The following is an 8,966-nucleotide window of genomic DNA, read 5'->3' on the forward strand; positions in this document are numbered from 1 at the left end:
AAAGCCTGATGGACTTCCTTATCTCGCTTGGACGGTAATGATAAAATGGTGAGTGAATCGATAAACAACTTGCTGGTTTGGCTGGTTTGCTGCCGTCACTCACCATTTTATATCTCTCACCATAATGCCGCAAATGGGGAGCTCCCCATTTACGGCACAGCCGGGCCATGCACCTATACCAGCACGGCATGGATTTGACCTTGATTTCTCAGTGGCTGGGGCATGCGCAATTGGATACAACGCTGATTTATTCCCATGCGGACACAGAGCAAAAAAGGAAGGCCATTGAGCAATCGATGGATTCGCAAAATCCGCTTTTAGGCAAGGATTCGTCGTTTCGCTTCCAAGTTGATGACGAGGAGGTGTTGAAAAAGCTCTACGGTTTAAAATGAAAAATTATCCCGACTTTTTGCTTGATGTCCAGGATTCGATGTAATCCGAACACCGGCATGATTAAAAAGTTATCCCGATATTTTTAGGTGCATTTTCTATGAGAAGCCTTATTGCAAAGCTTGTTATGGAGAATACGCCTTCTTATTGTCGGGATAATTCTTTTGTCGGGATAACTGCAACTATTCCGACTTCGGGATTGTTGCAGCAAGCACTGAATTTGGTCTCCCAAATTCGCTTGTCAGGGGCAATCCCCTGAACCCCCTTACAGCGCAAGGAGGATTCATATGCGCAAACACAACAATACCTTTCACATCCGTTTCACGGAACAGGAGTATGAAAAGCTGTGCGCGATGTCGGTGAAGACGGGTCTGCCCAAATCCACCTGTATTCGCTTTCTCATTTCCGGACTGGTTCCCAAAGACCGCCCGTCACCGGACTACTACGCCATGACAAAGCAGCTTTACCGGATCGGCAATCTCTTAAATCAAATCGCCGCCCGCGCCCATGCCACCGGGCATATCGATTCCAAGAGGCTAGAAGCAACTACGAAAAGGTCTGCTGAATCTTCAGGACACAACCGTTATGCCCGAACCAATGGACATCAAAGAGGTTATCCGAGAGGCTAAGGCTTTTGAGAAACGGAACTCTGTTATATGGGAAATCAGCAATGGCAAGCCCAATGGGACAGGGTGCAGGAACTGCGGAAGAATAAGCGCAGACCGACCAAAACAGGCAGGACGAGCATGTTCTCAGGCTTGCTCTATTGCGCGGACTGTGGGGCAAAGCTCTACTACTGCACCGCCAACGGCTTTGAGGAACGGCAGAACCATTTTGTCTGCTCCAACTACAAAAGTAACACGGGAACCTGCTCCGTCCACTTCATCCGGGAGGTTGTGCTGTACGCTTTGGTGCTGGAACATGTGCGGGGTGTCGTCCGGTATGTGCGGCAGTTTGAAAAGGTCTTCGTTAGGCAGGTGAGCCTAAAATCCATAGAGGAACAGAAGGCATCTCTTGCCGGAAAGCGGAAGGCGCTGCAAAAGGCACAGGAACGCACGGAGGAAGTCGACCGGCTTTTCAAGCGCATTTACGAGGACAGCACATCTGGGCGGTTATCGGAGGAACGCTACGAAAAGCTATCAGCGGACTTTGATGCCGAGCAAAAGGATTTACAGGACAGGATTGCTGATTTACAAACGGAACTGACCGCGGAGGAACAGCAGGCCGAGGATACGGGGCAATTCCTTATAACGGTCAGAAAATACACGAACATACAGGAGCTTACGCCGACGATTCTAAACGAGTTTATCTCGAAGATCATCATCCATGCGCCCGCCAAGAGCAGCGGGAAGCGGAAGGTGGAAATCGTCTACAACGGCGTGGGCATCCTGAACATCCCCGAACTAACCGATGAAATGTTACGCAGAAACAGAGAAACGGCGTAGCCTTCCGGCCACACCGTTCCCTGTTCATTATACTTCCTTATTGACGCCCGCCGTACGCCGGGATGATTTATTTTTATTTAAGTTTTACCTCATCAGTTTTTACATTAATTCGCGTCAAATTAGATACTTAACAAAAAATAACCAACTAAAAGCCGGTTATTATCTTTAATAGAATCCACTCTGCCCTATGGTAGACCTAGACCTATCCATACAAACCAGATTTAACCTTTCTTTATCCCACTGAACCAAACCGAACCATACTTTACGAACCTGTTAGGATTTGCAACCTATAGCCAATTAAGTTTATGGAATCCAGACCGACCTCATCGATTTGAGCAGAGTGGATTATAATATTACTTAACCACCCTCAAAGCCCAAAGTCAAGGATATCTGTGCACTGTTAACTCTTAAGCTGACTGCAATTCTTCTTAACATAAATCGCTCTAAATCGCTTAAATCGCTCTTTGAAAAACGAAACGAGCCCCACTCACCATTGAGCAGGGCTCGTTTCGAGGGTGAGAATGGGGTCAGGCTTTACTTTGTGCAATTCTAGAATTGCACAAAGTAAAGCCTGACCCCATTCTCATCCTAAACGGGCATTGACTTCCTCCAGGAACTGCCTGGTATTGACTGTTTTCTTTTCTCCTTCCGCCAGCAAAGCCAAATCTTTGGTCAATATTCCTTCTTCAATGGTTTTTATGGCAGCCTGTTCCAGCTCACCGGCAAATCGTATTAAATCGTTGGTGCCGTCCAGCTCGCCTCTTTTTCTCAGCGCCCCCGTCCAGGCAAATAAGGTAGCCACCGGGTTGGTGGATGTCTCTTCACCTTTCAGATACTGATAATAGTGCCTCGTCACCGTCCCGTGGGCCGCCTCGAACTCATAGCAGCCGTCGGGCGAAACCAAAACCGACGTCATCATGGCCAGGCTGCCGAAGGCGGTGGCTACCATGTCCGACATGACATCACCATCATAGTTCTTACAAGCCCAGATAAAGCCGCCGGAGCTTCGCACCACCCTGGCCACGGCGTCATCAATTAATGTATAAAAATATTCAATATTCGCCGCCGAAAACTTTTGCTGATATTCTCTTTCATATATCTCTTGGAAAATGTCTTTGAAATTGTGGTCATATTTTTTGGAGATGGTGTCCTTTGTGGCAAACCACAAGTCTTGCTTTTGGTCCAGCGCGAAGCTGAAGCAGGCCCTGGCGAAACTCGCAATGGACTTATCCAGGTTGTGCATGGCCATGATAATACCGGGGCCGGCAAAATCATGGATGAGTTCCCTTAACACTTGTCCGTCTTCACCCGTAAAAACAATCTCCGCCTTTCCCTTTGCCTCAATCTTCATTTCAACCCCTTTGTACACATCGCCGTATGCGTGCCTGGCAATAGTGATGGGCTTATCCCATGTCTTTACAAAAGGCTTGATATTCTTAACAATTATCGGCGTGCGAAAAACCGTCCCGTCCAGAATTGCCCGGATGGTCCCGTTGGGGCTTTTCCACATCTGCTTCAGGTCATATTCCTTGACCCGCTGGACATTGGGCGTGATGGTGGCGCATTTGACCGCCACACCATATTTTTTCGTAGCCTCCGCAGCCTCCACTGTAATCCGGTCGTCTGTTTCGTCCCTCTTCTTAAGCCCCAGGTCATAATAAACCGTTTTTAAATCTATGTAAGGCGTCAATAAAATATCTTTGATATACTGCCAGATAACCCTGGTCATTTCGTCTCCGTCCATCTCAACTAATGGAACTTTCATTCGAATCTTTTCCGTCATATAATTCCTGCTCCCCTTCCTTCTCCCCTACTAAATCCTAAATCGCATTTATGTTAGACATTATACAACAACTCAATAGGCAAAGAAACCACACAACGGGGTCAGGCTTTACTTTGTGAAATTATTAGTATATTTCACAAGTAAAGCCTGACCTCTGTTTCATCTACTATTTCATCTATTTAACGGGGATCGTAGCCGACAACCGACCAAATACCCGTCTCGTCCCGCCGGACAAGCCTTTCCAGGTAAACTTTTTCGATAGGGCCGCCGGTGACCTCCACTATTGCCTCAGCACCGTTGTTCGCTGTCAGTTTAAAGGATTTCTCCGGTATCTTCGGGTCACCCGTAATTCCTTCCGGCGATACTTTTAAGTTGACAAAAGTGAGCGCCACTGCCACAGGATCAAGCTGCCAGGGGGTGTGTCCCCCGTCCACCTGCCGCTGGTCGGCTTTGGCAATTTCCATATCCACCGAAACCTTGACCTGAGCCATGCCAGCCAGATCGTTACCGGCGTCCGGGAGAGTGAGGTCGCCGGCAATCTGACGGGTCAACTCCACCCGCCGCGCCCCTTCAGCCTGAATTTCAATGCCGTCCTGCCGCCACCGCAGCCTTTCCCGCCAAACTTCCAGCGGCCCGGCGCTTCTTGCGGGAGCAGCGGAGTCAGTTGGCTGATGGCAGCCGCTTCTTCCACCGTAGCCACCAATTGCCCCGGCTCCTTCTCCACCACCTGATATCCTTCAGGCGGCTGGTAGGCAAATATGCCAGGATCGATCTGAGTATTCGGCTCAAAGCTAACATAAGTATATGTTGTCTGGAGCGCATTTTGCATCGCTGTTTGTAGTTGAACCGGCAGGTTGGTCTCAGCATCAATCCACAAATAATAGACCAGACCGCCAGGTGGTGAAATTTCAAGTTTTGTCGCCTGGCGCCCCGCAATCATCTCCGTTCCGACAACAGTGTGCGAATATTGCAGTGCCCGCTTTGACTCATCCCGCAGATCAAAATCATGCCGGGATGGGTCCGGTACCAGCGGCAGCAAGGCCACTTCCTTGCTTTGCGGACGGACCTGCCACTTCCGCTCGCCGTTATTGACAGTCATGGTGCCGTCGTCCTGCCGTACGGCATACTTATCCCCGTCTGACCAAAGTTCCACCCGGCGGCTCATCCATTCCTCTCCGGCTGCGTTTTTCGAGCGTATCTCAAGGACGCCATGATAATTGGCTAATTGAGCAACCGCTTTCTCCATGGCATAAGCCACGTCACGGTTAAAAAAGCCGGCTAATCCAGTCAAGCTCGTCAACGCTGCAAATAGCAGCAAACCCGCCGCCAAAACCGCGACACTCGGCAGAATCCACCGGCTGCGCAGGCGCTTTGAAGCCTTATTATTATTCAGCTTACCCGATTTAGGCTCTTGTTCAACCAATCGGTGGATGCTTGAAAGATTTTCTTTCTGTACTTTAGCATCAACGGAAGTCACAAGTTTTGCACCTTCTTCCCCGGCCGGTTATTTACATCAATAATAACGATTTAGTTATATTGAATGTTACATGAAATTATTAGAAATTATTAGTGTTTATGGCTACACCCAACAATAATGTAAATACAATACTCATTTTAGCCATTTGGTATATTTTAAATCAGTTCTAATTTGATACCATATTTATACCGGGGTGATAACACGATGAATATCAAAGAAGATATTAGGCCTATTTCTTATGTTAAAGCCAACGCGGCTGAGATTCTGGCGCAAGTGAACGAGACCCACAGACCTGTCTATGTTAATATCAGGTCTTTTGGACGCAAACCGCCCAGCAGGATTTAATAAAAATTATAAAATACATTGCCGCCGACAGTGAGATTCGAGCAAGAAGAATTTATCTCACCATTAAACAAAAAGCTGATAATTTGCGGCAAATGCCCCTACAGGGAAAGATTGTTCCAGAATTAAGATATTATAGTATTTTAACCTACAGGGAATTGATTAGCCCGCCCTGGCGAATTATTTATAAAACTGAAGAAAATAAAGTATGGGCGCTTGCAGTAATCGATGGAAGAAGAAATATGGAGGATATCTTGCTTGACAGGTTTATTTAAAAGTACTTATCATGGCAATGCTCATTTTAGCATTAAGCACGTTCACGTTATTATTTCTACTTTATTCGGGTTACTTTATCTTTTTGGCACATAGGTAAGCGGCTGCAAGGGCACCGGGCACACCGCCGATCTGCATCGCCCAGCAGGAGCCAATGTAGAGGTTTTTCACCGGGGTTTCTATATTCACGCTCATGGTGTTTTTATAAAACTTCTTGTTCGGGTTCCAACTCCACGCGGAACTCGCTCCATCCGTGTTTTGGGTAAATCTTTCATAAGTCAGCGGAGTTGCGGCATCTTTATATTCGATACATTCCTTCAGACCGGGAACCAGCCTGGCGGCGCTGTCTATCATGGCATCCATCGCTTTTTCCTTCAATTGTCCATATACCTCTTTGTCTCCGCCGCCCCAGTTATTCATCCAATGGTAAGGTACCGTGGTCTGAAGCATCAATGAGGATTTCCCTTCGGGAGCATGCTTGGGGTTTACCATTGACGGCGAATAAAGTGAAACGGATGTCTTGCTGAAAAACTCTCCGTCTTCGGAATTGTATATGTCGCAGCCGGGTTTATTGTCAAAATTAAACACAAGAGGAACCTTCATATATTTGCCAAGCTCTTCATTGGACATATTCAACCCCAGATATACCGTGAAAAAGCCCTCCGAAACGGCAGCCCCGCCGATATTATCCTGGAGGTCTCCCGGAATAAGGCTCTTGTCGTCTAAAAGCTTCAGGAAGGTTTTCTTATAATCCCCGGCAGAAATCACATAATCCGCGTCATAAACGGTATTTTTGCATGAGACGCCAACCGCGGCCCCGTTTTTTGTGATTATCTTGTCGACATAAGAGTTCAGCTTCAAATCCCCGCCCAGTTTCCTGAAGTTTTCCGCGAGAATGTCAGCCCATGACTGCATACCGCCTTTCACGGTCCACAAGTCTTTGAATATCCCCAATAAAGCGCTTCCCACGAACATGGCCGGCATATCCGGATAGCCGAATCCGCCGAACAGCTTGTACAGCTTTGATTCTTTTGCGAAATATTTAGCGGCGAACTCGGACGACGTCATGCTGCCGTACAAATTTGACAGTTTCATCAGCTTTGGGGCGCCCAGAATGTAGGGAAGCATTGATTTCATCATTTTAAGCCCGCCATAAAGATAAGGCATGGGTTCATCCATGTCCCCCATCAGGCCGGCTATTTTATCCAAATCTGCAAAAGCCGCATCCAGCTTTTCTTTATCAGGTGGGAAAGCAGTGTAAATCATTTTTTTATAATCATCGTAATCCTCAGGAACTCCGTCGAAATCCTCTGAAACAAACCGCACTCTTATTTTCTCGAAGTCTATCTTTTCAAATACTCCGATATCCTTCATTGCCTTGAATACCGATGCTGAAGCTTCAAAGGTAAGAGTGCCGCTCTCAAAATAATAGCCCTTCCTGTAAAATCCGGCGGTATAGCCGCCGGGTATGCCGTGGGCTTCAAATATGGTTGTTTTATGCCCCTTCTTTGCCAGAAGGTTGCCGGCAATAAGGCCGCCGATTCCCGAACCGATTATTATTACACTTTTCATTTTCCCAATCCCCTTTAATTTCTTCCGGCCTGCATAATAATATTATTGCCTATAGTTCTAATTGAGCGGCATTCTAACATTGCCAAGTGTTGAGCCGCTCTTTTTCCAAAAAGTTCAATCAGGCCTTTCAACAGTCATATCTTCTTTATCTTTGCCTTCTATGTCAAGAATCATTCTGCAATTCATGCATCATGTTTGCGAAGGTGTGCGAAGGGGTCAGCCCTTGACATTGGACAACGCAATTACACCAATTACACACACGAACTCCAGGATTACGCAAATTCGGCAGGAAGCGCGGTTATCGGAGATATCCGAACACTGGAAGAAAATTTAAAGGGTTATAAATTTTGCATATCAATTCCACCTTGGTGGGCGGCGGCGTAGCAGAGATCCTGCGCTCACTGGTGCCATTGATGCAAGAAGTGGAATCGTCTCCCAGGTGGGTGGTGCTCGAAGGCAACCCGGAATTTTTCAACACCACCAAGCTTTTCCATAACGTAATGCACAACCAGCCGGTGAATATCACCGGCGAAATGCTGGAAAGCTACCTGGCCATAGCGCAAAAGAACAAGCAACTGGTGGGAGAAGAAGCCGAGTAAATCATCTTTTTTATTCCGAAATCGAACTGCTTGATTCCATTGAACTTTCACCCAATTTTTTAATAACGTTATGCCGGTATTGCTCTGCTTCACTAGTCAGCTTGTAATTATTATTCTTGACCAAATCCAAAAACCCGCCCAATATTTTCAAAGAATTACTGTCGCCAGCATCGGCCACCGCATTGAAATAAATCTCTCTGGCTTTTGGATTCAAGGTTTTTGAATCATAACTAAAGAGTGGAGTGTTGTTTAAACCGTATAGGGCAAAGGTAGTGTATTTTTTATACAATTCCTTTACATCATTAACTTTTATGGAATCTTTATGCTTATCAATAAACTTCTCCTGATTCAATGCCCTTTTTAAGACTTCATCCCAACCAATGACAAGCGCTGCGTCTTTCGCCGGAACCTTATCGGACTCCACAGCCATTATATCAATATAGTCCTTCATGTCGGGAGTTACATAGGAGCTGAAATTTTTGTAGAATCCGTAATCAATAATGGGGAAGAAGGACCCTTCAGCAGTTTCCACCTTATAGCCGCTGTCTTTTGTTTTAGCCAACAGTTCTTTAAGATCGGCATCCTTAATGTCAGATTGAGCAGTGATAGATTTATATTCACTATTTATTTTGTTTTGCATGCCATCATCATTAAACATACTTTCAAACTGTGGGAGGTTCTTTTTCTGTATTTTTTCAAACTGGTCAACCATATCTGAAGCGTCTTCTTTGGAGACGCTGGATATATTCTGGTTTATAAAGTCGGCAACTTCTTCCACGCCGGGATTCTTTTGAATAAGTGCTTGGTAATCATTCATTATCGTATTAGCTTCCGGTTCTGTTGGTGTATTTGGTTCAGTTTGTTTTTTCACAGTGCACCCGGCTGCAGCAACAACCAGGCATAGGCAAAGAATTATGAGAGCAATTTTTTTTAACAATTCATTACCTCCTCTTAAATAAGATAGCCTCTCGGCATTCGCCGAGGCAGATGGCACAAGGCTTTGCTTGAACCATCGTTATTGAATTCCTCCTACTTACCATAGAGGAATTTTTTTTAAATCCGCATCCAATTGGGAATTCGGATCT

General features: G+C 46.1%; 12 protein-coding genes. 6 read left to right on the plus strand and 6 right to left on the minus strand.

The window, feature by feature from the left end; all coding sequences use genetic code 11:
* A partial coding sequence (locus L9W92_RS18060; RefSeq protein WP_240085137.1) for a hypothetical protein occupies positions 1 to 190 on the minus strand: 190 nt, incomplete at its 3' end.
* Between L9W92_RS18060 and L9W92_RS18065 the strand changes: the two genes are divergently transcribed.
* The 3 genes from L9W92_RS18065 to L9W92_RS18075 all read left to right on the plus strand — a co-directional run bounded on the left by L9W92_RS18065 (position 189) and on the right by L9W92_RS18075 (position 1,835).
* On the plus strand, positions 189 to 392 hold the full coding sequence (locus L9W92_RS18065; RefSeq protein ID WP_376741831.1) for a hypothetical protein: 204 nt from the start codon (positions 189 to 191) through the stop codon (positions 390 to 392). The two genes, L9W92_RS18060 and L9W92_RS18065, sit on opposite strands and share 2 nt — an antisense overlap.
* Before the next feature lie 285 nt (positions 393 to 677).
* Positions 678 to 1,019 (plus strand): plasmid mobilization protein, encoded by a 342-nt coding sequence (locus tag L9W92_RS18070; protein ID WP_240085138.1) that lies wholly within the window; start codon positions 678 to 680, stop codon positions 1,017 to 1,019.
* Between the two features lie 27 nt (positions 1,020 to 1,046).
* On the plus strand, positions 1,047 to 1,835 hold the full coding sequence (locus tag L9W92_RS18075) for a DUF4368 domain-containing protein (RefSeq protein ID WP_240085139.1): 789 nt from the start codon (positions 1,047 to 1,049) through the stop codon (positions 1,833 to 1,835).
* Between the two features lie 583 nt (positions 1,836 to 2,418).
* Here L9W92_RS18075 and L9W92_RS18080 read toward each other — a convergent pair.
* The 3 genes from L9W92_RS18080 to L9W92_RS18725 all read right to left on the minus strand — a co-directional run bounded on the left by L9W92_RS18080 (position 2,419) and on the right by L9W92_RS18725 (position 5,095).
* Positions 2,419 to 3,618, minus strand: coding sequence for an NADP-dependent isocitrate dehydrogenase (locus tag L9W92_RS18080; protein ID WP_240085140.1), 1,200 nt, complete (start codon positions 3,616 to 3,618; stop codon positions 2,419 to 2,421).
* 179 nt (positions 3,619 to 3,797) lie between these two features.
* Positions 3,798 to 4,175 carry a hypothetical protein gene (locus L9W92_RS18085; protein ID WP_240085141.1) on the minus strand — a complete coding sequence of 126 codons (378 nt, stop codon included), beginning with the start codon at positions 4,173 to 4,175 and terminating at the stop codon, positions 3,798 to 3,800.
* A complete protein-coding gene (locus L9W92_RS18725) occupies positions 4,166 to 5,095 on the minus strand; it encodes a LolA family protein (protein ID WP_240085142.1) in 930 nt (309 codons plus the stop codon). Before L9W92_RS18725 ends, L9W92_RS18085 begins: the two co-directional genes overlap by 10 nt.
* Positions 5,096 to 5,299: 204 nt before the next feature.
* On the opposite strand from L9W92_RS18725, the gene L9W92_RS18095 reads away from it, so the two are divergent.
* Positions 5,300 to 5,440, plus strand: coding sequence for a type II toxin-antitoxin system Phd/YefM family antitoxin (locus tag L9W92_RS18095; RefSeq protein WP_240085143.1), 141 nt, complete (start codon positions 5,300 to 5,302; stop codon positions 5,438 to 5,440).
* 17 nt (positions 5,441 to 5,457) lie between these two features.
* Positions 5,458 to 5,712: a type II toxin-antitoxin system RelE/ParE family toxin gene (locus tag L9W92_RS18100; RefSeq protein ID WP_240085147.1), complete on the plus strand. Its 255-nt coding sequence runs from the start codon at positions 5,458 to 5,460 to the stop codon at positions 5,710 to 5,712.
* 70 nt (positions 5,713 to 5,782) lie between these two features.
* On the opposite strand, the gene L9W92_RS18105 is transcribed toward L9W92_RS18100, so the two are convergent.
* The gene (locus L9W92_RS18105; protein WP_240085144.1) at positions 5,783 to 7,282 is read right to left on the minus strand and encodes a phytoene desaturase family protein; all 1,500 of its coding nucleotides are present in this window, start codon (positions 7,280 to 7,282) and stop codon (positions 5,783 to 5,785) included.
* Positions 7,283 to 7,629: 347 nt separating this feature from the next.
* Here L9W92_RS18105 and L9W92_RS18110 point away from each other — a divergent pair, with 347 nt between their 5' ends.
* A complete protein-coding gene (locus L9W92_RS18110) occupies positions 7,630 to 7,881 on the plus strand; it encodes a glycosyltransferase family protein (protein WP_240085145.1) in 252 nt (83 codons plus the stop codon).
* Between the two features lie 10 nt (positions 7,882 to 7,891).
* On the opposite strand, the gene L9W92_RS18115 is transcribed toward L9W92_RS18110, so the two are convergent.
* A complete protein-coding gene (locus L9W92_RS18115) occupies positions 7,892 to 8,818 on the minus strand; it encodes a hypothetical protein (RefSeq protein ID WP_240085146.1) in 927 nt (308 codons plus the stop codon).
* Between the last annotated feature and the right edge of the window lie 148 nt (positions 8,819 to 8,966).

The organism is Pelotomaculum terephthalicicum JT (assembly GCF_022410535.1).
In the GTDB taxonomy this organism is placed as follows: Bacteria; Bacillota; Desulfotomaculia; order Desulfotomaculales; family Pelotomaculaceae; genus Pelotomaculum_D; species Pelotomaculum_D terephthalicicum.

Coding starts and splice junctions, on each gene's coding strand:
- L9W92_RS18065 (WP_376741831.1), top strand. CDS start 189: ATGGATTTGACCTTGATTTCTCAGTGGCTGGGGCATGCGCAATTGGAT.
- L9W92_RS18070 (WP_240085138.1), top strand. CDS start 678: ATGCGCAAACACAACAATACCTTTCACATCCGTTTCACGGAACAGGAG.
- L9W92_RS18095 (WP_240085143.1), top strand. CDS start 5,300: ATGAATATCAAAGAAGATATTAGGCCTATTTCTTATGTTAAAGCCAAC.
- L9W92_RS18080 (WP_240085140.1), bottom strand. CDS start 3,618: ATGACGGAAAAGATTCGAATGAAAGTTCCATTAGTTGAGATGGACGGA.
- L9W92_RS18105 (WP_240085144.1), bottom strand. CDS start 7,282: ATGAAAAGTGTAATAATAATCGGTTCGGGAATCGGCGGCCTTATTGCC.
- L9W92_RS18075 (WP_240085139.1), top strand. CDS start 1,047: ATGGGAAATCAGCAATGGCAAGCCCAATGGGACAGGGTGCAGGAACTG.